The organism is Terriglobales bacterium (assembly GCA_035487355.1).
Taxonomy (GTDB): Bacteria; Acidobacteriota; Terriglobia; order Terriglobales; family Acidobacteriaceae; genus QIAW01.
In genome coordinates, this window is the sequence record DATHMF010000013.1 from 31,256 (window position 1) to 54,396 (window position 23,141).

The 23,141-nt window shown below is 56.1% G+C and carries 15 protein-coding genes and 1 tRNA gene; 4 read left to right on the forward strand and 12 right to left on the reverse strand.

Features of this window, described 5'->3' with window-relative positions:
* Window positions 1-269: 269 nt before the first annotated feature.
* From VK738_02400 to VK738_02445, 10 genes are all read right to left on the reverse strand, one after another.
* Window positions 270-3,119 carry an Ig-like domain-containing protein gene (locus VK738_02400; GenBank protein HTD21474.1) on the reverse strand — a complete coding sequence of 950 codons (2,850 nt, stop codon included), beginning with the start codon at window positions 3,117-3,119 and terminating at the stop codon, window positions 270-272.
* Entirely contained in the window at window positions 3,116-4,270 is a 1,155-nt protein-coding gene (locus VK738_02405; protein HTD21475.1) for a hypothetical protein, read from the reverse strand. Before VK738_02405 ends, VK738_02400 begins: the two co-directional genes overlap by 4 nt.
* Before the next feature lie 62 nt (window positions 4,271-4,332).
* On the reverse strand, window positions 4,333-4,929 hold the full coding sequence (locus VK738_02410; GenBank protein ID HTD21476.1) for a cytochrome c: 597 nt from the start codon (window positions 4,927-4,929) through the stop codon (window positions 4,333-4,335).
* On the reverse strand, window positions 4,926-5,450 hold the full coding sequence (locus VK738_02415; GenBank protein HTD21477.1) for a DUF3341 domain-containing protein: 525 nt from the start codon (window positions 5,448-5,450) through the stop codon (window positions 4,926-4,928). The genes VK738_02410 and VK738_02415 overlap by 4 nt, the downstream gene beginning before the upstream one ends.
* Window positions 5,443-6,894 carry an NrfD/PsrC family molybdoenzyme membrane anchor subunit gene (gene nrfD, locus VK738_02420; GenBank protein HTD21478.1) on the reverse strand — a complete coding sequence of 484 codons (1,452 nt, stop codon included), beginning with the start codon at window positions 6,892-6,894 and terminating at the stop codon, window positions 5,443-5,445. The genes VK738_02415 and nrfD overlap by 8 nt, the downstream gene beginning before the upstream one ends.
* 9 nt (window positions 6,895-6,903) lie before the next feature.
* Window positions 6,904-9,972: a TAT-variant-translocated molybdopterin oxidoreductase gene (locus VK738_02425; GenBank protein HTD21479.1), complete on the reverse strand. Its 3,069-nt coding sequence runs from the start codon at window positions 9,970-9,972 to the stop codon at window positions 6,904-6,906.
* 61 nt (window positions 9,973-10,033) lie between these two features.
* Window positions 10,034-10,609, reverse strand: coding sequence for a cytochrome c3 family protein (locus VK738_02430; protein ID HTD21480.1), 576 nt, complete (start codon window positions 10,607-10,609; stop codon window positions 10,034-10,036).
* Between the two features lie 6 nt (window positions 10,610-10,615).
* The gene (locus tag VK738_02435) at window positions 10,616-11,344 is read right to left on the reverse strand and encodes a respiratory nitrate reductase subunit gamma (protein ID HTD21481.1); all 729 of its coding nucleotides are present in this window, start codon (window positions 11,342-11,344) and stop codon (window positions 10,616-10,618) included.
* Complete coding sequence (locus VK738_02440) at window positions 11,341-12,138, reverse strand: c-type cytochrome (GenBank protein HTD21482.1); 798 nt, start codon at window positions 12,136-12,138, stop codon at window positions 11,341-11,343. Before VK738_02440 ends, VK738_02435 begins: the two co-directional genes overlap by 4 nt.
* A gap of 208 nt (window positions 12,139-12,346) precedes the next feature.
* Complete coding sequence (locus VK738_02445) at window positions 12,347-17,110, reverse strand: AAA domain-containing protein (GenBank protein ID HTD21483.1); 4,764 nt, start codon at window positions 17,108-17,110, stop codon at window positions 12,347-12,349.
* Between the two features lie 203 nt (window positions 17,111-17,313).
* Here VK738_02445 and VK738_02450 point away from each other — a divergent pair, with 203 nt between their 5' ends.
* Both VK738_02450 and VK738_02455 read left to right on the forward strand, forming a co-directional pair.
* Entirely contained in the window at window positions 17,314-17,793 is a 480-nt protein-coding gene (locus VK738_02450) for an isoprenylcysteine carboxylmethyltransferase family protein (GenBank protein ID HTD21484.1), read from the forward strand.
* Between the two features lie 112 nt (window positions 17,794-17,905).
* Window positions 17,906-17,979: transfer RNA gene (locus tag VK738_02455), tRNA-Gln, on the forward strand.
* Window positions 17,980-18,094: 115 nt separating this feature from the next.
* On the opposite strand, the gene VK738_02460 is transcribed toward VK738_02455, so the two are convergent.
* Together VK738_02460 and VK738_02465 are read right to left on the reverse strand one after the other, a co-directional pair.
* Window positions 18,095-19,252, reverse strand: coding sequence for a glycosyltransferase (locus VK738_02460; protein ID HTD21485.1), 1,158 nt, complete (start codon window positions 19,250-19,252; stop codon window positions 18,095-18,097).
* Between the two features lie 92 nt (window positions 19,253-19,344).
* Window positions 19,345-20,145, reverse strand: a complete 801-nt coding sequence (locus tag VK738_02465; protein ID HTD21486.1) for an ATP-binding protein — start codon at window positions 20,143-20,145, stop codon at window positions 19,345-19,347.
* 467 nt (window positions 20,146-20,612) lie between these two features.
* Between VK738_02465 and gap the strand changes: the two genes are divergently transcribed.
* Entirely contained in the window at window positions 20,613-21,623 is a 1,011-nt protein-coding gene (gap, locus tag VK738_02470) for a type I glyceraldehyde-3-phosphate dehydrogenase (protein ID HTD21487.1), read from the forward strand.
* Between the two features lie 136 nt (window positions 21,624-21,759).
* Window positions 21,760-22,971, forward strand: a complete 1,212-nt coding sequence (locus VK738_02475) for a phosphoglycerate kinase (GenBank protein HTD21488.1) — start codon at window positions 21,760-21,762, stop codon at window positions 22,969-22,971.
* The last annotated feature ends 170 nt before the right edge of the window (window positions 22,972-23,141 follow it).

A 23,141-nucleotide genomic window follows, 5' to 3' on the forward strand; every position in this document is an offset into this window, starting at 1 on the left:
TTTGAAAACTTGTTCCCTGCTGAGAGCTGATGAATATCTGCTGCCGATTCGTCGGCCCTTGGAACCGCGAACTGTTCACCACCCACAGTTTACTGATGAGTATCTATTCGGGACTACTTCGACCACCCCCATATGTACTTGAATTGGAATGACTTAACTCAACGGAGACTACTCTGAGTAATGAGGGGGTGGGGTACTACTTTGCTGTGTAATAGAAAGGCAATAGTTAGGCAAAAAAATACTAACGTGCGGTCTTCCCGCGCCATGCACTATCGCATTGCCATTCGCACCCTGCTCCGGGTTTTGCCGCGCACCGATGCCACCTGTGAGGTCGCCCAAGGTTTGACTGGAGTTTGACCCGGCAAACGGAAACCCACGGGGATACTGGTATTACCACTTCCCTCCCCGGACTCTTTGCTCACGGTAAATCTCCACACTACGTCTTGCCTGGTGCAGTTGCCGTAGGAGTCGCAGATTCCTGCCTTGAGCCGTGCGGTGTAGCTTTCGCTGCCTTTCAGGATGACCTGGTTCGGGAAGAACCCCCATGTTCCCTCTCCAATCTGATCAACCCAGCCTGGAAGCTGAACTCCATGAGAGTCAGTAACGGTAAAACTTTGTGTATCCACGCCATGCACTGGCATGGAGAAGAACGCTTTCACCACGGCGTCTTGATAGACATGTTCCGCTCCGGGTGCTGGATAAGTCGCGACTCGCAGCGGCGTCTTGTGGACAGGTGCACGGTGAATCGAAATCACCCAGTTGCGCACCGCCATGGGCACTGGTGGCGCTCCCTCCACGACCGGTGGCTCCGTGCGGGGTGCGCGGCCGTCGCATAAACCGCCGAGCACACATGGTTCAAGCACAAAGTTATTGTTGGTGTCTGCCAGGTTGCCAAGAAAATGCAAAGCCACCACTGCTTCGACGGATTGATAATAGACAGCCGACGAGACCGCGACTGGCCCCTGCGTCCCTGCTGGAACGACAATGGAATATCGGTCTATCTTGATCTGCGACTCGGAGTGTCCTCTGGGCTTGAGGCGGGTGTCCCTGAGGAACGAGTCGTCAAAGTAATCTCCATTGCCGTTGATGTCTTTGAACTGCGGCAGCCCGGTGGGGTTCGAGGCATTGATGACCCTACCATTCTTATCAATCGGGAGACCATCCTTGTTGGTGACCAGATTAAGCGGCGTGGCGTACGGTAGATCGAGTGTTGGGCAGCCATTACCGAGCGACGCCACTGCCTTGAACTGCATAGAGTACGGATCGGCTGACCCAGCCGGAATTTTCCAGTTGCAACCCGGGAAATTCGGATCAACCATCTCTTCTGTCGTCAGATTTCCTACGCCGATCGAAGTGCGGTTCCAAACCTTGTCGTAGATAGGCAGCTCTTGCCCGGTCGCCAGGTCATACGCATGGATCGCCAGCCAGGCGGTGCGGCCTTCGGGGAAACCAGTGGGGAAGTTATGACCGCTGCCGGTATTGGCAATCACAACCGAAATGGGAACTGTCGCGTTCGCTGATGCGGCCTCGGGGCCTGAAAGATCCATGCTGAGCACATGGCGCAAACGGTCCCAGGCGAGTCGTGCCTGCTGGGAATATGCTCCTCGTCTTTCCGTGTGCGTCCAGAAACCTCGGGAGTAGACACTTCTATCGTCGGCGGAAGAGAAGCTGAAAGTCGAGAGTTCAGGATAAGGCGCGACATTCCCGCTTTGGTCAACACCTTTACCTACTAGTCCGGTAATGTAAGCATTCCCACCGACAAAATGATGCGTAAAGAAAGGATGCGGTCCACCCCCTTCGTTGGCCACGCGGTCCACCGGCGGCGGAAGCGGGCTGCCATCCTTATATAAGGTCTGCGCCGTGCCTGGTTGACCGTAATCCTGCTGCATGTGGCAGCTCTGGCAGTCCCGCTTAAAATGCGGATCGAAGTTCGTATTGCCGGGGCGATCAGCATACGCGCTGTTGGCCCACTCGGTATAGGTGCGCTCAATCGGGAACGCACCCACCCACTTGCCCAACGGATTCTTGATGGGAAGCGCATTGGTCACATCATGGCAGGCCGCGCACATTTCTGCGCGCACGGTCATGGCCTGATAGTATCCCTTGTGTTTTGAAGGATCCATGTGCTGGTAAGGAATGTTTTGGCCGAATACCGTGCTGGTGTTGAGGTCGGTAGGATTCGGTGGGGTATTGGCCGCCAGCGGCCCAAATCGCTCCGGAAAGCCAATCGCATGAGGCGATAGCCGATACGACCCCGCACCGATGCTGTATCCCAGGTTGAGCTTGCTTTGGTCTGCTACCTGGAATGTGTCTTGTTGGTTGCTGGCCAACAGCTCTGATCGGGACCCTGTTCCCGAAGCAGGAACGTACTGGCTGTTGCCGTGTTCGAAAGTATGAAATGGTGTGTCGCGAGTCTCTGCGTTGGTATGGCATACGGCGCAAATCACTCCGCTCTTGCCGGCCTCGGTGTTGCGGTATTGCGGCTCAAGCGTGGCAAATGCGATGCCCGTTCCATTATCTGAGGTCGGATTGAAGTTGGGGTCACCCAGGGCCGACTCCAGGTGTGTCAGCGGATCAAACTTCACGTTCTTGAGTGGAACGTTGTCTACGTAGTCCGTGGGCATGTGGCAACGCGAGCAGAAGAAATCCAGAAGTGAGCCCTGGCGGGAGACAGTGTATTTCTCCGTGCCCAGGTTGAATGTTGAAGAGCATTCGCCTTGGTTCGCGAAAGGATTGTGTGTCGCTTTGCGCGTACCATCCGGAGGCTCGGGGGTATCGCATTCACCGTTAAGCGAGGTCCCACGCGCCAGCGCCAGAAAAGCCGCGCGCCAGACTGGATCGCGCCAGGCGTTCGACATCATAGACCCATTCCACTCATCGAAAATTTTCTGGTGGCAAGTCTTACACTGTGCGGGGCTGTCCTCCTGCTCCCAATGGTCATGATAGGGAGGTGGAAAGGCCTGCGCCTCCGCGAGAACGTACGGAGCTGCTTCCGGAATCCGGTTAGGGATGTCGATCATCTTGCTTGGATCGGGCTGGTAATAAACCAGGGCGCACGTAGCCAGCGTGGTAGCCGCCAGCACCACCAATTTGAGAACTTTTCCGTTTCCGTTGATCATTGCTCTGCTCCGGAGAATCTCACAGCGGTATGAACATTCCGATGAACCAGTGTTGGTCTCTCCGCCGCCAGGATGGGATCATTCACTGGCACCAGCGGCGCCTGGGCAAGGTTGCGCGCAAACACCAGGTATAGAAGTGCGCTGTAGCCTGCGGCGATTGCGATTTCAAAGGGCCCGATCTTCGGCGTGATCCAGAGGGAGGGCATAATTAAGAGATAGAGGTCCAGCCAGTGCCCGCACAAAAGCAGCACACAGATTGCTTTGAGCACTCGCGGAGTGCACTTTGCCCGCACCGATAGCAGCACGATAAATGGCACGGCCCAATTCACGATGAGGTTCAACGCAAACAGGTAAAGCCACGGTCCGCTTGTGCGTTTCAGATAGTGCGTCACTTCTTCCGGGATGTTCCCATACCAGATCAGCAGGTATTGGCAGGTCCAGATGTAGGCCCAAAAAGTTGAGAAGGCAAAAAGCATCTTTCCCAGGTCGTGGAGTTGATGCTCACTCACCGAGTGCGCCAGAAAGCCGCGCTCCTTCAGCAAAACGGCTGCCAGAGTTACCGCGGCGATCCCCTGAACAAATGTGCCGGCAAATACATAGACGGCAAACATGGTGCTGAACCATTGGCTGTCAAGCGAGATCAACCAGTCGTAGGCGCTCAAGGAAAATGTCACGGCGAAGACCGGAATAAACCACGCTGCATAGCGGGTCAGGCGTTGGTGAAGGACCAGGTTCTGTCTCGGATTTCTGTCCTGCTCCAACGAGGTCCTGCGAAAGAGCCAGGCAAAAACTCCCCATAGCACCAGCGAGCCGGTCACGCGCACGAACATCCATGGCATCTGCAGGTAGTGCACCTTGCCTGCGATGGCTGGGGCGTTGGCGAGCGCTCCGGGATGACTCCATGAATAGAGCGTTTCCCGGCCAAAGAAAAGCACCAGCATGAGTACGGCAGCTAACGGCATCGCCAGCATGAAGGCCTCTGGAATCCTGCGCAGACTGGCAGACCAACGCGCTCCCGTGAGCCGCTGCGTAGCCAGAAAGAAAATGCCGGAAACCGCAAGCGAGGCAACGTAAAAGCTATTCAGCAAAAGATTGGGCCAAGCGCGTTCCGGCGCGTAACACACACCGAAGATGGCGACCATCGCAGCCAAAAACACCAACGCCTTCGCCCGGCTACGGCTGCGTAGAGAGATTGCGAATCGCGGGCTGTTGATCAACGCATTCCTCCCTGTTGAGGCTGATTGGCCCGAGGCCCATTTCCAAACCCCTGCAGTGAGGCGTGCACATACGTCACGACCTTCCAGCGCTCGTCGCTGCTAAGCTGTGTGGCATAAGAAGGCATCTTGTTCGTTCCCATAGTGATCACATGAAAGATGCGTCCTTGAGGAAATTGCATGAGACGATCAGAGACATACGACGGAGGCGGAGGAATCTTCCCTGAGATCGGTCCGTCTCCTCTGCCCTGCTCTCCGTGACAGACCAGGCAGTAAGTCTGATAGAGCGCTTTGCCTTCTTCCAATGTCTGTGCCGTTGCACGATACGGGTTCGGCAACTCGCGTCCTGCGCGGGCCGCTTCTTCTTCGCCAGGCCCATAATGAAAAGGATGGTAGCCCCGCGGAATCGTTCCTGCTACCGGACGCTGCAATGTCAGCCCATCACGCGTCACTGAATTAGGAGCATAAGCCTTGTACGCAGGCCCGCGCGCCATGTCGGGCATATACTCGAAGGCGCGTTGCTGAGAACTGGCGCCGCAACCCACCAGCACCGCCCCTAACACTAGCAACGTAACGCTGCAGAGAATGCGCATCATAGCTCGGCCTCCTTTTCTTCGATCTCACAAGCACCGCACTCTTCCAGCAGTTCACAGGCGTATTTGGTATTGAAGAACGCATCGCGCTTTCGCAACACCAGGGCAAAGCTGTCATTCGTCACGCCCTCTACAATCAGTTGCTCTCTCTTCCCCGGATACATCCGCGTACGAAACAAAAGTGCTGCCACTGTCGCCAGGCCTCCAAGAAGCACGGTGAGTTCAAAAGTAATCGGGACAAACGCGAGCATTGAGTTATCGGGCTTGCCTCCCACGTTCATCGGCCAATCCAAAACCGTGGTATAGAACTGAAACGCAACTGCAAATAGCAATGCGCAGGTTCCCGCAATCAATGTGACCCAGGGCAGGCGCGTCCGGCGAATACCCATCGCCTGATCCAGCCCATGAATGGGATAAGGCGCATAAACGTCGTAGATCCGAAAATCCCTCTCACGCGCAGCGCGTACTGCCCGCAGCAGCTCTTCTGCATTAGAAAAAGTCGCGACCAGAAAACTCTTAGGCATTGGCGGCCACCTGCCGGTCTTCAACCTCACCGCTACTGAGGGCCATCTTATGTGCCCCATGCGCAACCACGCCTTTGATTTCCCACATTGCAACCATAGGCAAAAAGCGGATAAACACCAGGAAGCAGGTAAAGAAAAGCCCGAAGCTGCCTACAAGAATGCCGACATCGAAGACCGTCGGATAAAACATGCCCCAGCCTGAAGGCAGAAACGCACGATGCAACGAAGTCACAATGATGACAAAGCGCTCAAACCACATTCCTATGTTGACTAAAATCGAGACGACAAAAAGCAGGGGCACGTTGGCTCTGGCTTTTTTCGTCCAGAGCAAGTGCGGGGTGATGACGTTGCACAACACCATGAGATAGAAGCACCAGGCATAAGGTCCGGTGGCGCGGTTAATGAAGTGATAGCGCTCGTACAAATTGCCGCTGTACCACGCGCTGAAAAACTCCGTGGCGTAGGCATAACTTACGATCATGCCGGTGAGCATTGTGACCTTGGCCATTTTGTCCAGGTGGCGCAGGGTGATATAGCGCTCCAGATGCATGGTTTGCCGGGTAATGATAAGCAGCGTCAGCACCATGCCAAAACCGGAGTAAATGGCTCCTGCCACGAAGTAAGGAGGAAAGATGGTGGTATGCCATCCCGGCACGACGGAGGTAGCGAAGTCCATACTCACGATGGAGTGCACCGAAAGAACCAGCGGCGTAGCCAGACCGGCCAGAACCAGGCAGACGACTTCGTAACGCGCCCAGGTCCGGTGTGAACCGTTCCATCCCAGGCTCACAAGTCGAAAGACAAATTTCTTAATGCCTCCGAGAGCCCGGTCTCGCAAGGTCGCCAGGTCGGGCACCATTCCCAAATACCAGAAGACCAGGGAAATCGTTAAATAGGTATTGATTGCGACCACGTCCCAAACCAGGGGTGAGCGAAAATTAACCCACAGCGGGCCGCGTTGGTTCGGGAAGTAGGGAAAGATAAAGTAGGCGAGCCACGGCCTACCCATGTGGATCCCGGGAAACATGGCGGCGCACATAACCGCGAAAATCGTCATCGCCTCTGCTGAGCGGTTGATCGAGGTTCGCCACTGCTGACGGAACAACAGCAGAATCGCGGAGATGAGCGTGCCGGCGTGGCCGATTCCGATCCAGAAGACAAAATTGGTAATGTCAAAGGCCCAGCCAACACTGTTGTTGAGACCCCAGACCCCGACGCCGTGCGAGATGAGCCAAGCGACCATCGCTCCCAGGTTCAGTAGAGCGGCGCTTGCAATGCCAAGGCAAATCCACCAACCTCTTCCCGCTCTTCCCTCGAGCGGCCGAGCGATATCATCGGTGATCTCACCCAGGGAAGGATCTCCATCGACCCACCTCGGCAGCGGAAGGACATCCGCCTCGTTGATTCCGGTTGGTATCATTTTCGCGGTCGCTGCGCTGCTCATTCTCTCTCCTTACGCCGTCTCCAGTGGATTACGGACTTTTTTCAGATAGCTGACGTTGGGCCGCACACCCAGGTCTTCCAGCACCTGGTAGTGCCGCTGGCTTCGTTGCTGTTGCGAAACTCGGCTGTTGGGATCTTTGAGGTCGCCAAAGACAATGGCTTGCGTGGGACATGCCTGCTGGCACGCTGTTTGGATGTCTCCATCTACCAGCTCGCGCTTGCCTTGCAGAGCAACGTTCTTGGCTAGCTGGATCCGTTGCACGCACATGCTGCACTTTTCCATCACTCCGCGCGAACGCACCGCCACATCGGGATTCAGCACCATGCGGCCCAGGGGATTGGCCATGTTGAAATCGAAATCCTGATTTTCGGTGTAGTTGTACCAGTTGAAGCGCCGCACCTTGTAGGGGCAATTGTTAGCGCAATATCGCGTGCCAATGCAGCGGTTGTAGACCTGCTGGTTCAAACCTTCCGAACTCGTGGTAGTGGCCAGCACCGGGCATACCGTCTCGCATGGAGCGTTCTGGCAGTGCTGGCACATCATGGGCTGGTGAACGCTGACCGGGTTATCTTCGGGACCATTGTAATAGCGGTCAATGCGGATCCAGTGCATGATGCGGTTTCGTTCAACCTGGTCTTTTCCCACTACGGGAACATTGTTCTCTGCCTGGCAGGCAACCACACATGCTGAGCAGCCCGTGCACGAGTTCATGTCAATGGCCATGCCCCAGGCGTGCTCTCCGTGCAGCCGCTCCGCCCACAACGTGGGAAGGGCCGAAGTTTCAGCGTCCGCTGCGCCTCCTTTGTGAAGATCTTCGAGTGTTGTCTCCAGAACGATGGGCCGGCCTTCCATGGAGAAATGGCTTTGCGTGCTGGCGACTTTTTCCCGGTGTCCGGTTTTCACCAGCGTTGTATTGGCTGCGGAATACTGAGGGAACCCGCGCACCATCGGCATGAGCGGAGACGCATTGACGCCCACCTTATTTCCCGCCTTGCCGGCTTGTCTCCGTCCGTAACCCAGGGCCACGGAAATCGTCCGGCCCTCCTGCCCCGGTTGGATAAACACAGGGAGTTCGATCTGGCCGTTCGCGGTCTTGAGCGCAACAACGTCACCATCGGCGACATTTAGCTTCTCCGCCAGCTTAGGAGCAACCGCAGCGTAGTTCCCCCACGTGACTTTACTTATGGGGTCGGGAAGCTCCTGCAACCACGGATTGTTCGCATGACGACCGTCGCGCAGCGCTACGTTTTCATAGAAATGAAGTTCGTAAGTTTCGTCCTTTGGGATGTGCGCTGGCTGAGTGCGGTCGGCGATGGAGTGTATCGCACTCCTCCACTCACCGTGGAAGACTGGCACATAGAAGGCGCGCCTGCCAGGAAGTTCAACCAGCCCATCCTGCAGAGAACGGTCCCAAAAAGCGTCGAAGTTCTGAATTTCACTCTGGCGCGTGAATATGTTTTTCTGCCAATATTCCCGCAGATAGGGATAGTAGTCAGGCTGGGGGTGACCGAGCCACCGCAGCAGGCTCTCTTGCGCTGCGCGCGTTTCAAACAATGGCGCAATCAACGGCTGAGCGAGGCTGTAGTGAGACTCTACCGGCTCAGCATCACCCCACGCCTCGAGAAAATGATGGTCCGGGCAGATCGCATGAACATGAGAGCTGGTTTCGTCCGGCCGGTCAGAAAACGAAACCGAAAGCGTGACTTTCTCCAGACCTTTGAGAAACTCCTGCGCATTGGGATAGTCATAAGCAGGATTCGCGCCATAGAGAATCAGTGTATGCACCTCGCCACGATTCATCTCTTCTACCAGTTCCCCCATTGCAGTATCGTCACCGCTGCGCTGCAACGAGGGCCGGGCCAGGTCAATAGTTTTGCCGATGTTGCCCAGAAAAGCGTTCAGCGCATTTACCACCATCTGCACGGCCACGTCGTTGCTGCCGCTGACGACCAATCCTTGGCCACGATGCTTCCATAGCGCTTCTGCCACTGCATCCAGCTTCTCGCCATCCAGATTCACGTCCAGATCGAGAATCATCTCGGGCATTTCCAGAGCGTCTACAATCCCAGCTCTGCGTGCAATGCGCCTGAGCAGCGCCACAGCGATCACTCCCAAGTCCGATGGAGCAACTGCAATTCGTGCATCGGCATTGCTTCCGGTCACCGACATGCCTGATTCAAATTGAATATGCAGCGACGGCGTACCCTCAGGCTTGCGATTGCTGGCATATTGCCGGGCAAATTCCACCGGCGAAAGCCATGTACCCAGGAAGTCCGCTTCCAATCCCACAATGACGCGTGCTTTATCAAACATGTAATGTGGAATCACCGCTCGGCCAAAGGACTGTGCATTGGCCGCTCGCATCGCGCTCAGCGAGACGGCGTCATACACCACGTGACGCAAGTTGGAATAGCTCTTGCCCCATTCGCTAATAATCTCTCGCGTCGAAGGACTGGTAATCGTCCCAGAGAGAAGAACAACCTTGCGCTTGCCGGCTTGCGACGCGCTCAGCGATTCGAGCACATGTTGGTCTAACTCTTCCCACTTCACCGGCTGCCCATGCCAGAGTGGCCCGCGCAGGCGCGCATCGTCATAGAGCGAAAGAACGCTTGCCTGGCCCGTAGCACACGTACCACTGCCGAACAGAGTTGATTGAGCGTTGCCTTCAATTTTGATAGGCCGTCCGTCTCGCTGTTTAACCAGCAAGCTGCAGGAAGACGCGCAGCCTCGGCACGTCGTGGCATACCAACTGGAAACGCCGGGAACGATCTGGTCCGAGCCCACCAGCAACGGGATGGCGCTTTGCACCGGCGCGCGGCATCCGGAAAGACCAGCGACGGCAAGGGAGAATCCCATGAGCGTAAGAAAATCACGCCGCGTAGTTTCAGTCTTCGCAGGCAAGTCAGAGAGGATCGGGGGCAGTCCTCCGGGAAACTCGCCTGTAAAGCGCGGGCCGTTGCGCAAGTCCTCTATACTTTTCCAATAAGCGGGGGCCGCTGGCTCGCCGATCTGCACCAACTGCTTCTTCGAACTCTTGCAGGAGCCTTTGCTTCCGCCGCTCTCATCATCGTGGTTCATTCCTGTTTTTCCTTCTTCCTTCAACTTCAACCCCGAACACCTTGCTCCTCGGGCGTTCTCTTTAGTAGTGGCAACTCGCGCAATCAAGTCCCGCCACCGGCTTCTGCTTATGGGAAAGGCTTAGTGCCGCTCGCTGAAGATCTACCGTCGGTATATTTGCGTGCTCACGATGACATTGCAGGCACCAGCCCATCGTCAGTGGAGCAACTTGCTGCACCCGGTCCATGCTCTCCACGGGCCCGTGGCAGCGCTGACAAGCGACTCCCGAAAGAACGTGCTGGCTGTGGTTGAAATAAACAAAATCGGGCAGGTTGTGCACCTTCACCCACACGATCGGGCGCTGCTGTTGCACGGCTTCTTTGAGCTTTTCAATGGCAACTGTTTGCTTCTCCAGCATGGTATGGCAGTTCATGCAGAGACTGGCTGGCGGAATTCCTGCATGGCGGCTGGTGCGTGCGGCATAGTGGCAATACAAACACGGAATCTTGTTGTCTCCGGCGTGCACCTTATGGGGAAAGGCGATAGGCTGCTCCGGCGCGTAACCCTGATGGATTCCCACCCGCGAGAGTTGCCACGCTCCAAGTCCGCTCACCAGACCCAGGCCAACAACGCCACAGAGAACCAACTGCAGTCGCATCGCGCTTCAGTCCTCCTCCGGCCAAATTCGTGCTGCCGGGTCATGCCGTTGCATCCACGCTTCGGCGGCACGGCCAACAGCAATAACTGGTCTGCCCATCAGCCCAAAGCAGCGATGCAGCGCGAGCACTATAAACGCGGCCAGACGCGTAAGCGGAAGTACAGCAACTGCCGCAAACCAAGAGAAGATATGGAGGCGCACCAGAAATGGCATCTGCATCACGAACCCAGCCGTCGGATTCGCTCGGAGCAGCGAGACCGCGTAAGGCGTCAACGTCATCGCGCCCCACGATGAACCCCAGCGATAAAAGGCCGCCATGAGCAAACCGGAAAGAAGTCCCACAAACAAGAGCGCGAGAAAAACCGTGTCCGCGAACTCGGCTGCGGCCGAGTCGCTAGATCGTTCCAGGTGCCGCCACATCAGCGCAGCCCAGCTCACGAACGCCACGACTCCAACCGTAAAAGCGAAACCTTCCAACAGGTAGAGCCGTATCGTGCTGCCGTTCCATAAAAGAATTCCGTGTGGGAAAATCAATCCCGCAAGGTGTCCCAGCAACAGCAACAGCAGGCTAACGCGACACAGTTTGCTGCCACCGAACACCGCCCAGGCATCGGTCAGCTCTGCCTCCACCGCAGCCATTTGTTTTCGCGATAGCAGGTAGCGGCCTGCGATGCCGAAGCAAAACAGTGCGAGTGCTACATAAGGCCATGCCACGAACAAAAAGTTGGGCTTCATCGGTTGCTGCTTCCTTCAGAGCGGTCGGCGGCTTTTGCAGTGTTGGTTGGCTGTTGCAGGGCCACCTGCCGCAGAAAAGCCTTCAGGGCAAATGACTCTTTTGCTGTCAGATAGCTCGTCGCGGAAATGTCTGAATCCCACTGAAAGCACGGATGTCGCAAGAATGATGTGAGTGCCTTATCCTGATACTTGAAATAAACGCTGCTCAGGTTTGGGCCAAGCGAGCCCCCACGCAGCCCGGAACCTTGAACGCTATGACAGGTAGCGCACGGCTGCGCATCGTGCTTGAAGTGCATTTGGCCGTAAAACAACTGTCGTCCTGTCTCGATCTCTGCACGAGTGGAGAGATTTGCGTTGCGCTCGTCGAGTGGTTTGATGTCGGGGCCACCGCCTGCCAGGTAATCCAGGATGTCGTTGATCTGTTTTTCTGACAGGTCCGTCCAGTCCGGCATGCGCTGCTGTTTGAACTGTACGAACAACGCTGTGGCAGTTGGGTCTCCCGACTTGATTACGCCCGAGGATCCGTGAATAAACCGGAGTAGCCACTCCCGCTTACGCCGCTCAGTAACGCCTTTCAGGTCAGGCCCAACCTTGATTCCCTTCCCGTAGGTATGGCAAGCACTGCAGCGCTTATTGAAAGTGGCCACTGCATCAGGAGAAAACTTGGCCCCGCCGGGATTGCTGTCATCGTCTTGAGCGTTTGCTCTCTGTATCCCACTCGCAAGCATCACCAGCACAAGCAGGAGCGTTGCGCGGCGGGGTGAGCGCTCAGGGTAGACAGATGTCCTTGCCATGATTTCCACAACCTTTCGTACCGCATGGCTAAAACAAAATGGTTTAAAAACAAAATGGCCCAGAGAGGTGTACTCTCTGGGCCAAATCTCCTGTCGGCTTCCGGAAGTCCCGGGAACAAGAATCGGGGCCGACTAGTATATATACAAAGACAGAAACGTTGTCAATCCAGAAAACCTGTTAGATCAGCGGATAGTACATGTACTCATCTCACTGCCGCAACGCCCATTTTTCGCGCAATTCATCTGCACGGTGAATCACGCGCGCGACCAGATCAGCAGGCGCGATAGGCTGCGGTTCTTCATTCTCCGCACCGGTATCTGCACCAGCCAAAACAAGTGACTCGTTTGTGTCCATCAATCCGGTTTGATCTGGTATGTCAGCTGGCCTCGGTCGGCGCGTCATATCCGACACCGGAGGTATTTCCAGCACATCCAGTCTTTCAAAGACCGGGCGCAAAGCTCGCTCAGCATCCCGGAAAAATTCCGTAGCTCGAACGCGCGTGAAAACCCATCCCAAGCGCTCAAGGATAGCTTGTCTTTCCATGTCTTCAGATAGTTTGCTCGATAGCTTATCCATATCGAAGGCATGATATGGATCGCCGTCGCATTCAATAGCAAGCCGTTTTCCATTGCCCTCAACCACCAGATCAATTCGATACGCCCCTACCTGCCACTGTGGCGTTACCTGGTAGCCGTGTCCCTCAAGGTGTTTCATGAGTTCGCGCTCGAAAGACGACCGAGCTCTCTTTTCTGTTTTCTCAGGTGCGAGCATGAGATGGGTTGGATCGTATGCGTGTTCGATCAATTGCCGGCGCAGATCGCCATCTTTAAGATCCCGCTCTGGATTCAGCGAGTGGATAATCCACATTTGATCGCGTCCCCGGCTGGCGGCCACATTGAAGCGCTGCTTAAATATTTGTTGATCGCGCAAGCGCAATGGACCGCGCTCGGAGGTGTCCACCATTGAGATGAAGATAACGTCACGCTCGTCTCCCTGAAATTGGGCCGCGTTTCCACAAAGCAAGCGGTGCATCTCGTAGCGATCGGGCGACAGATGAGCTCTCAGCAACCTGTCAATCTCAACCGCTTGCTCGTCCCCGAGCAGAGAAACAACGCCGAAGCTCACTGGCCCTCCGGCCTCGTTGATTTGATACTCCGGTTGTTCGATGGCCGCGGCAATCAAAGAGGTAACCGCCAGGGCCTCCGGACGATTGATCTTTTCGTCGCGGCTGGATCCGGAAACCTGGTAAGAAACCACTGGCGGCCGGATTTGAACCCGGCTTGCGTCGCGCAGCGGTTTCACCCGTTGATCGTACGAAACCATGTTGCTGAATTGAATGATCTCCGGCGCACAACGGAAATGCTCGACCAGGCAAGTGGTTCCGCCAAAAGACTGGCGCGCGAGGTCATAGATGGAAATTTGGCCGTCATACAAATGAGCATTGGGAATGCCGTGTAGGTATTGAGAAATCAGGTTTCCGACCATGCCGAGGTCCTGGCCTACAGCGGTTGGGCTTACCTGTTCATGATCTCCAACGACCAGAACAGTTTTGCCTAGGTAGAGCGCCAGAAGTGCCATGACGTCGCTTTGGCTGGCTTCGTCAATAATAACGACGTCAAATCGGGTCACTCGCGGATCAAAATTCTCCACCACCCGCGAAAGCGGCATGACCCAAACTGGAACAGCGCTGCGGCACTCACTCATTTTTCGAGCGGCCTCCGCGCGCAGCAAGGGAACGCGGATACCGGTTCCTTTGCCAATCCGCCGGATGGTATCCAACCAGCCGATGAGCGCTTGCCGCTGATGCGATGATGTCCGGCGGGCCTGATGCGCCCACGCTCGCCGGTCAATGAGATCAACAGTGACTCTACGAATCTGCTCGCGGAGTTTCTCGCTCTGATTTTGCAGATCTTCCAGAGAAACGCCGCCTCGCCGCTCCAATTCGTCATTCAGCCGGCGCCAAGTCCAGGCACGTGTGGGATCACCAGGAATCTGAGCGCCGCCATGAACGCCATCACGATTGCGAATGCATGTGGCCCACGCCGGAGCTGCACTCTCAAGCCGGTTGAGCAAGATATGACGCAAATCGCAATCAGCCCGCCGGCTCGCAACATCGGCAAGGCGTGCATGGGCTTCAGCATAGCTGCCAGAATCCATGCGATTGACCGCGTCTGTGAGTCCGGCAATCACTCTAGATGAGCCGAAGTTCTGCCACGCGAGATCGAGGCCGATCGATAACTCGTGCAATTGATTCTCTATGCGCTGTAATTTGAGTTTTTGCAGGTGTGCTCCCAGAATGGGAAGAAGAGCTGTAATGACAGCCCGCTCAATGCGGGTCAACTCTCCATACGTGCCAATACACACGGGTTGCTCGGCAATGAACTTCTCCCAGCAAAAACCGAGGTCCTTGAGCTCTTCTTGCAGCGGGGCCCAGGCGAGTTCATGCCACGCCAGGCAACCCTGAATGGGGCCGCAGAACTGGATGAGCGTGTTCTCAATTGCGTCTCCCATTTGACTCGAAGGAGCAGCATCTAATGAAGCAACCTGTCGGTCCCATCGCACTGCGAGATCCTGCCGCAGAATTTTCAACCTGCACAACCGGCGCAGTGCATAGAAGTGTTCAGTCAGGCATGGCCGTCCGCCATTGACGCGCGTGGTTGCCACGAACTCTTCCCAAGGCTTGTGCTTCCACAAAACGAAGGAACCGAGTTTCCCTCCTTGTTCGAGATGAGCAAGAATCTCTGTCGCGATTTGTTCCTGCTCCTCGGGTCGCCTGTTGCCAGGCAGCACAGGACCATATTGCAGGAGCGTCTCCTGCGCATCTGCCGCCTCGCGATGAACAAGCTGTATAAAACTAACCAGTTGGTCCCAGGGTTGCCGATATGTCGCGCCATATTTGCCCGCGTAGACCGCGGCGAGCTTCCACTTCTCTTTGCCCGACAATGGTTCTACAGCTTGCGTCAATCGGGCCGCCAGAGCTTCGATTTGCTCCTCCGATCCTCGGGCCGCGCCAGGCTGCCAAAGATCGGAACGGAGATCCAATTTTTCAAGACGAAGCCGACTTCTTTCGCGAACCGTCGCCTCAAAGTCTTCAGGCGTAGGAAGATCGGCAACCTCCGGAAGATCACCTGCGAGCTCATGCTCATCTTCCGGAGAAAGTGAAACATTCGTTCGATACAGCTCTGATAATTCAGCGTCAGAAAGCGGCAGCGGGGCTTCTGCTTGTAGCGGGGCAGGAATCCACCCGTGGATTTCTTTCTCTTGTGCGACTGCGCGAGCTGCATCGGCAGGAGTCCAGGCTTTGCCGTCTACTATGATTTTGCGATACTCATCAGCTCTTGCTTCCGCCAGTTGTTGCAGCACTCGGTCTAATCCTCCGAGCAAGGCATATCGTTCGGCCTCCAGTTTGCTGGCCTCACTCTCCAGTGAACCAGGCTCGACGCTTCCCAGTCTTTCGGCAATCGAAGCTACAGCGCTTTCCAACTGTCGTCGGCTGTCGAGGTCATTTTCCAGAACGCTCACGCACAGCGGCCGCAACCCCGGGACAATATGATGCCGCACCATTCGCAAGGCTTTCGTCGTATGGCTTGTGACCAGAACACTCTTCCCTTGTGCCAGAAGATGGCCGATTAAATTACCGATGGTATGCGTCTTGCCCGTTCCCGGAGGCCCCTGAACCAAGACCCCGCCGTGCTTTTCCAGTTGTTGGGCAATTCTGATCTGCTCTGGATTTGCCGGCTTACTGAGAAGCACATCTGTCTCGGCTTGACGAAGAGGATGGGGCGCCAACTCTTGTTCCTCGATTGCCGTATCGTCCGTGAAAATCGGCGATTCTTCTCCCACGATGTTCAACAGTGACCAGGGCAAATCCTGGCGAGTACGCAAGTCCTCAAGTACACCCTCAATCGCGGAAGCAAAACCCAGCGTGCGGGAACGCAGGAAAATAATCGGATCGCGATAGATGCGCGGCTCGTTCCGTTCACCTTGAGGCGCTTTTTCCTCAACGAACTCCCCGCGCGGGGAGAGTTGCACAACCAGGCGCTTCAGAAAAGAAGAAGTAGGTTCTTCGCCCAGCGGATGATAGCCTCCTTGCTCCAACTCTTCACGGCAACGTCCTATGGCGCGCCCATCCACGTCGATTAGAGTCTGGAACAATGCAGAATACAATTCCACCGGATACTCCGCTTCCGCGAGAATGAACTCCGGCACAGCCGCATTGAATTCCAGCTGCAGACGCTGCAGCAGGACCGGATGACAGATGTCTCCCTCCGCTCGGCGCCAACTCAAAATGCCGTCGCCCAGAATGAGCTCCACTCGTTCCGCTTCGCGCTCCAGCCGTCCATGCAATTCATATAAGCTTTCAAAAATCTTCATAGCGGCACGCGCAGGCTTTTCAGCCACGGCCCACTCATCGCGCTGCAACTGCCAACGCCGAAAAACCGTAACCCTGGCTGGATCATCGCGGAATTTTTCGACTTTGGTATCGCCGTCACGGCCCCGCTCATTTCGCGTTTCATGCAAAGCAACTTCTTTTGCCGGATCGTCCCAGTCTTCTTTGAGCCACAACGCAAGTTCTTTAGGAGGCTCTGGCGCCTGGCTCAATCTTGGCCTCTCCACTTTGAAAACGAATGTTTCCCTGCTGGGCCTGTCAATGCTTTGAACTTTGGTATCGAGTCTGTTGGGCGTCACTGAGTCCGGGCGCGTGACGCCTCGCTGTACGGAGGAATGACTGGGCAGGTCATGCAGCCATAGACTCCAGAGCTGAGAACTGATCTGCCGCTGCACAGGATTGCGATGCTGATTGAGGGCTTCGAGGTAACGAAAAACTCTGGTGATTTTGTCACGCGCCGTCCGGAGCTTGGCGACATCCGGAGCTTTTGCCGGCCGTTTCCGGGAATTGGTATTTGCACCGTGACCGTTCTGTGTTGCTTGCTCATAGCTGGAGTGTGGGATAATAATTTTATTGCTCATCTTAATTGGCCATCTTAACGTAAGATGCACAATCCAGAAACCGAGTCACAGTCAAGGTTACTTTAGGTCATCATAAATTAACTCGTATAAAGTATTGATAAATAAGCATATTAATCTATGGTACATGTACCATCGGAAGGCCGGCATCGTGTCCTTCTTTCTGTTTGTTCCACGATGGATTGATATGGATTGCTAAGGTAACCATGTTTGTTCTTGTTCGTGCGATCACCTACGCTGCGCTCTTTATTGGCCTCGTGCTCATCTACATGCCGGCACGTCTCTTGTCTTGGTCGGGCATTGTGCGCCCTGCGGCGATTGCAGTGCCGCAGGTTGCTGGGATGGTTATCGGGGCCGCTGGTGCGGCGATCGCCCTGTGGTGCATATTCACCTTCGTATCCATCGGCAGAGGCACTCCCGCGCCCTTCGATCCGCCTCGCCGGCTGGTGATTCAAGGTCCCTACCGTTTCGTGCGGAATCCCATGTACATTGGTGCAGGACTCGCCCTCGCCAGCGCCGCGCTCTTCTACAAGTCGTTGCCGCTTCTGGCTTATGCTGGCTTTTTCTTTCTCGCGACTCACCTCTTCGTGGTGTTCTACGAGGAGCCCACTCTACGTCGAGCCTTCGGGCAAGAGTACGAAGCATACTGCCGCCAGGCTAGGCGATGGTGGCCGCGCATGAACTGATCATTTCGAATCTGTATCTTTAGAACTGTAGGTACTGCCTGGATAAGAGGTTGGTTGACCGGCTGTTCGAGCGCATCATACAATCGAATTGCTGCAAACCAATCGTTCTCACTGCCCCCTCGTTCAATGGTAGGACAGCTGACTCTGGATCAGCATATCGGGGTTCGAATCCCTGGGGGGCAGCCAAATCAAAATCAATAACTTACTTCTAAATCGGCCCGACGGAAAAAGCACTATGTCCGCATTTACTGGGGGGTAACCGCTTTCGGGCGGGGGACTAGCTGACCGCTCAAAGGGCTTGTCAGCTTTGGTTTCCTGCCGGGTCTTGGACCCTGCCCTTCCACTTGCCGCCGCGGCCCGTCCAGAATTTGAAGGCGGAGTGGAAAGTCGCCCCCATATAGAAGGCCGCAATCGCGGGCAGAGCTGCGGCCCAAAGCGGACTCAGGCGATAGAGGCGAACCGTCGGAAGAAAACATATGGTCATCAGCACCCATGCGGCGGCTCCGAGGAGCGCCGGAACCAACTGCCGGCTAAAAAACAGCAATGCCGGCGGCACAAGATAGGTGATGCCTAGTCCCAGAAGCGACAGCAGAAGCAGCAGGTTCGAGTGCTGCAACTGGTTAAAGGCGGTGCGCGAGATCATCCGCCCAATCGCAGCCAACGAGCTGTAAGAGCGAAGGCTGCAGGTTGCGGTGGAAAGTCCGAGCCAAACTTTTCCGTCGCTCTGCTTGACTCTGCGGGCCAGAGCACAATCATCAATGATTTGGCCGCGAATGGATTCGATGCCTCCGGCACGCTCCAGCGCTTCCGGGCGGATGAGAATGCTACCGCCGGCAGCGCCTGCCGTCTTGCGCCGGGGATTGGCGATCCAGGCGGGCGGGTAAAGCTTGAGGAAGAAAAAGACGAAAGCCGGAACCAGCATCCGTTCGGCCAGCGTCCGGCACTGGAGCCGTACCATGCAGGAAGCCAGATCGTAACTGCCGGCCTGGGCAACTGCCGCCAGCGTGGCGACGCTATCCGGGGCGTGCTCGATGTCGGCGTCGGTGAGCAGGAAAAAGTCCGGATTCAGCGCGCGCGCCTGCTGTACTCCCTGCTCGACCGCCCAAAGTTTTCCCGACCAGCCAGGAACCAGTGGACGGCCCTGGATCACGGTGAGCATCTCGAACTTCCCCGCCGCCTGGGCGGCTTCGTTCGCAGCCTGCGCCGTCGAGTCGCTGCTGGCATCGTCGACGAGAAAGACATGGAGAGAATGGCCGCCGATTTGATGCAGCAACGAGGTAACGCAACAGCCCACGACGTCGGCTTCGTCACGCGCGGGAATGATCACGGCGATGCGCAAGGACGCCGCTCTGGCCTGCGGCGATTGGGCCACGATCTTGCCGGTCCGCCAGAAATTTCCATGTGCAGCAAAAAGATAAAGCCAGATCAGCAGGCTCAGGACTCCAGCGATGGTCAGCATTGCGGCTATTGTACGGCTTGGCAGTTGGCCCGCAGACGAGGGCATCCGGCTGCGTCAGAGCTGGCCAATGCACTGGGCAGCCAATTCTTGGCTTAAATTTCGCCTTCGACGGCTTCGCCGCTTCCCTCTTTGCTTTTGACGCGGACGACAACAATTTTGGAAAAACCCTCTTCAAACGTCGGCGGACGCAGCTTCGACGACATGCGCCGCATAATGTCTTCCGAGACCATGCGCTCGCGTTTGCGGTTGCGCTCCAGGCAGACCTCGACCGGCACGTCGAAAAACACGGCCTGCACCTCGTAGCCGAGTTGGCGCGCCATCTGGATCCATTGCCGGCGCTCATGCGGAGAGAGATTGGTGGCATCCACGTAGTTCCACGGCATGCGCGCGATCAGGCGGGCGCGCAAGAGCGAGCGCAGGGTTGAGAACACCAGGCTCTGATAGCGCTGCTCGGTAATGTCATCGAAAAGGATGGTGCGCAGCATATCGCTCGAAAGCGGGGTGACACCACGCCGCTTGAACCAGGTGGTTTTGCCCGATCCGGGTAATCCGATGGCCAAGACAACTACGCCCTTAAGAGCGCGGGGGGCCTTTTGCGGCGGACGTCCCGTAGCCTGCCCTGGCGGCGCGGGCGGCAGCATAGGCTCCTCCGGCTGCGTCTCCATATGGTACTTACGTCTATGGATGTCAGACTCGGGTCTATGGATATCAGGCTCGTGCTCTTCTCTCGCAGCACCGGTATCTTGCGGGTCATCATCCTGTAGATATGAAGGTTGTATTGCGCTTTGCCCCGGCCCCAACGGCTGGCCCACCCGGCCCGTGGACTCTGAATCCTGAGCTGCGGGGGAGGCAGGCTTCTTTTTACTACGGCGGAAACGGTTCCATTTGCCCATGTAGGCCTTGTGTAACACAAAACCGTCTGGTTGGGCAATCCATTCTCTGTGGGAGTCCCAGCTCTGTAAACTTGAAAAAACTTGGATTTGTAGGGGTTTTTCAAGAGCGGTCGTCAGTCGTCAGTCCTCAGGGAGAAGCAGCGGCCTAACCGCAGAGTATGCAGAGGAAGCAGAGAGGATAGCAATGTTTCTTGAACAATTTTCTCTCTATCTCTGTGATGCAAATCACTCGTTGAGATTTCCTTCGCATCGCGGCTGGGTGGTGGTTCAGTTTGACGTAGCGCCGGCGTCTCGCCGGCTGTCGTGTGGGCATCTTGCCCATACTCCCGTGGCCGGATATCTCAAACTGTACCATTGCCCACGGCTGCGAACAGTTTTTCCAGAAAGGCCCGGCATGTTAGGATTGAAGGTTTCAAACACTACATTTTCATCAACCTATTGAGTCTTTACTTTTCCCGGGAGGAAGAATGGCAATTAAAGTTGGAATTAACGGCTTCGGCCGCATTGGACGCAATATTCTGCGTACGGCCCTGCAAGACAAAAACCTGGAATTCGTGGCGGTCAACGACCTTACTGATCCGCGCACGCTGGCCCACCTGCTGAAATACGATTCGATCCTCGGCAACCTGAAGAACGACATTAAAGCCGAAAGCGACAGCATCAGTGTTGATGGCCGCAAGATTCGCGTCTTTGCGGAAAAAGACCCGGCCAAGCTGGATTGGGCCTCCGTTGGCGTCCAGGTGGTAGTGGAATCCACCGGCCGATTCACCAACGCCGAGGATGCCCGCAAGCACCTGCGCGGCCCGGTGAAGAAAGTGATTATCTCGGCCCCGGCAACCAACGAAGACATCACCATTGTGATGGGCGTCAATGAAAGCGCCTACGATGCGGCCAAGCACCACGTACTTTCCAACGCCTCGTGCACGACGAACTGCCTGGCCCCGGTGACGAAGGTCGTACACGACAACTTCAAGATCAAGAACGGCACCATGACCACGATTCACTCGTATACGAACGACCAGGTGATCCTCGATTTCCCGCACAAAGACCTGCGGCGCGCACGCGCGGCGGCGCTCTCGATGATCCCAACCAGCACCGGCGCAGCCAAAGCCATTTACCTGGTGATTCCCGAGATGAAAGGCAAGCTTGATGGATTTGCCATGCGTGTGCCCACACCCAACGTCTCAGTCGTGGACCTGGTTGTGTTCGTGGAGAAGAAGACCTCGGTAGAAGAAGTCAACGCTGCGTTAAAGCAGGCTTCTGAGGCCGGTCCGCTGAAGGGATACCTGGGATACGAGACGGCGGAGCTCGTTTCCTCGGACTACAAGGGCGACTCGCGCTCCTCGATCGTCGATGCTCCCATGACGCGCGTGGTGGATGGCAATTGCGTCAAAGTCATCGCGTGGTACGACAACGAGTGGGGATACTCGTGCCGTGTGCGCGATCTGATCAACTACATCGGCGCAAAAGGAATCTAACCACAAAGGACACGAAGTACAACCCAAAGGACACGAAGGGATTTGAATCATTCGATTCGGCCATCTTTTGATGTTTGATTGCCTTTCTTTGTGTTCCTCTGTGATTCCTTTGTGTCCTTTGTGGTGAAACAAATTTATGGCAAAACTTTCGATCAAAGACCTGAACCTGGAAAACAAGCGCATATTTGTGCGGGTGGATTTCAACGTGCCCCTTTCCGAAGACGGCCGCGTCACCGACGACACACGCATCGTTGAAACCCTGCCCACCATTGAGTATGCGGTGAAGCACAAAGCCAAAGTGATTCTGGCTTCGCACCTGGGACGTCCCAAGGGCAAACCCAACCCGAAGATGAGCCTGAAGGCGGTAGCGGAGCGCTTGCGTATGCTGCTGGACCATGACCTCGGTCCGAGTGAGAACGTTGGGTTTTGTCCGGATTGCGTCGGCGCTGAAGCCCGAGAGATGGCCGGCAAGTTGGGTGCTGGGCACATCCTGCTGTTGGAAAATCTTCGCTTTCATGCGGAGGAAGAAGCCAACGATCCGGCGTTCGCCAAAGAGTTGGCCAGCCTGGCGGATTATTACGTCAATGACGCATTCGGCTCGGCACATCGGGCGCACGCTTCCACGGAAGGGATTACGAAGTTTGTGCAAAAATCCGCCGCCGGCTTCCTCATGGAAAAAGAACTGGAATACATGGGCCGCGCATTGCAGAATCCGCAACGTCCGTTTGTCGCCATCCTGGGCGGGGCCAAAGTTTCCGACAAAATTGGCGTGATCCAAAACCTGCTAACCAAGGTTGACGCCCTGCTCATTGGCGGCGCCATGGCCTACACCTTCTTCAAGGCCAGCGGGCGGCAGGTGGGGAAATCCCTGGTGGAAGATGACAAGCTTGAGCTGGCGAAGCAGTTGCTGGAGCAGACGAAGTCAAAGAACATCAAATTGTTTTTGCCGGTGGATGATGTGATTGCACCGAAGATCGAAGCCGGCGCAAAAACCTCTACGCTCGCGGCCTCGCAGCCTATTCCCGCCGACCAGATGGGCCTCGATATCGGCCCACAGACGGCAAAGCTCTACGCCGATGAGATCGCAAAGGCCAAGACCATCGTCTGGAATGGGCCGATGGGGGTTTTTGAAACCCATCCGTTCGATTTCGGTACGATTGCTGTGGCCAAAGCAGTTGCCGGAAATACCGACGCAACCTCCATCGTGGGCGGAGGCGATTCGGTGGCCGCCGTGCATGCGGCCGGCGTAAGCAGTAAGATTACGCACATCTCCACCGGTGGCGGCGCTTCTCTGGAATTTCTGGAAGGCAAGAAGCTGCCGGGGGTCGAGGCTCTGACCGACAAGTAGGCCACAGTACATAAACCGTGCAGGAAAACCGAGTGCGCATTGTTGTGCCGCCTGGGAAAACAACATTCCTGGTACGCGGAGATATTACGCTCTCAAAGACCGATGCTATCGTGAACGCCGCCAACTCCACACTTATGGGCGGGGGCGGCGTGGATGGAGCGATTCACCGC

Bases quoted from the DNA above. Each gene is read 5' to 3' on its own strand.
- VK738_02400 (HTD21474.1), bottom strand. From the start codon at position 3,119: ATGATCAACGGAAACGGAAAAGTTCTCAAATTGGTGGTGCTGGCGGCT.
- VK738_02475 (HTD21488.1), top strand. From the start codon at position 21,760: ATGGCAAAACTTTCGATCAAAGACCTGAACCTGGAAAACAAGCGCATA.
- nrfD (HTD21478.1), bottom strand. From the start codon at position 6,894: ATGAGCAGCGCAGCGACCGCGAAAATGATACCAACCGGAATCAACGAG.
- VK738_02440 (HTD21482.1), bottom strand. From the start codon at position 12,138: ATGGCAAGGACATCTGTCTACCCTGAGCGCTCACCCCGCCGCGCAACG.
- VK738_02410 (HTD21476.1), bottom strand. From the start codon at position 4,929: ATGATGCGCATTCTCTGCAGCGTTACGTTGCTAGTGTTAGGGGCGGTG.
- VK738_02425 (HTD21479.1), bottom strand. From the start codon at position 9,972: ATGAACCACGATGATGAGAGCGGCGGAAGCAAAGGCTCCTGCAAGAGT.
- VK738_02465 (HTD21486.1), bottom strand. From the start codon at position 20,145: ATGGGCAAATGGAACCGTTTCCGCCGTAGTAAAAAGAAGCCTGCCTCC.
- VK738_02415 (HTD21477.1), bottom strand. From the start codon at position 5,450: ATGCCTAAGAGTTTTCTGGTCGCGACTTTTTCTAATGCAGAAGAGCTG.
- VK738_02445 (HTD21483.1), bottom strand. From the start codon at position 17,110: ATGAGCAATAAAATTATTATCCCACACTCCAGCTATGAGCAAGCAACA.
- VK738_02435 (HTD21481.1), bottom strand. From the start codon at position 11,344: ATGAAGCCCAACTTTTTGTTCGTGGCATGGCCTTATGTAGCACTCGCA.
- gap (HTD21487.1), top strand. From the start codon at position 20,613: ATGGCAATTAAAGTTGGAATTAACGGCTTCGGCCGCATTGGACGCAAT.
- VK738_02430 (HTD21480.1), bottom strand. From the start codon at position 10,609: ATGCGACTGCAGTTGGTTCTCTGTGGCGTTGTTGGCCTGGGTCTGGTG.
- VK738_02450 (HTD21484.1), top strand. From the start codon at position 17,314: ATGTTTGTTCTTGTTCGTGCGATCACCTACGCTGCGCTCTTTATTGGC.
- VK738_02460 (HTD21485.1), bottom strand. From the start codon at position 19,252: ATGCTGACCATCGCTGGAGTCCTGAGCCTGCTGATCTGGCTTTATCTT.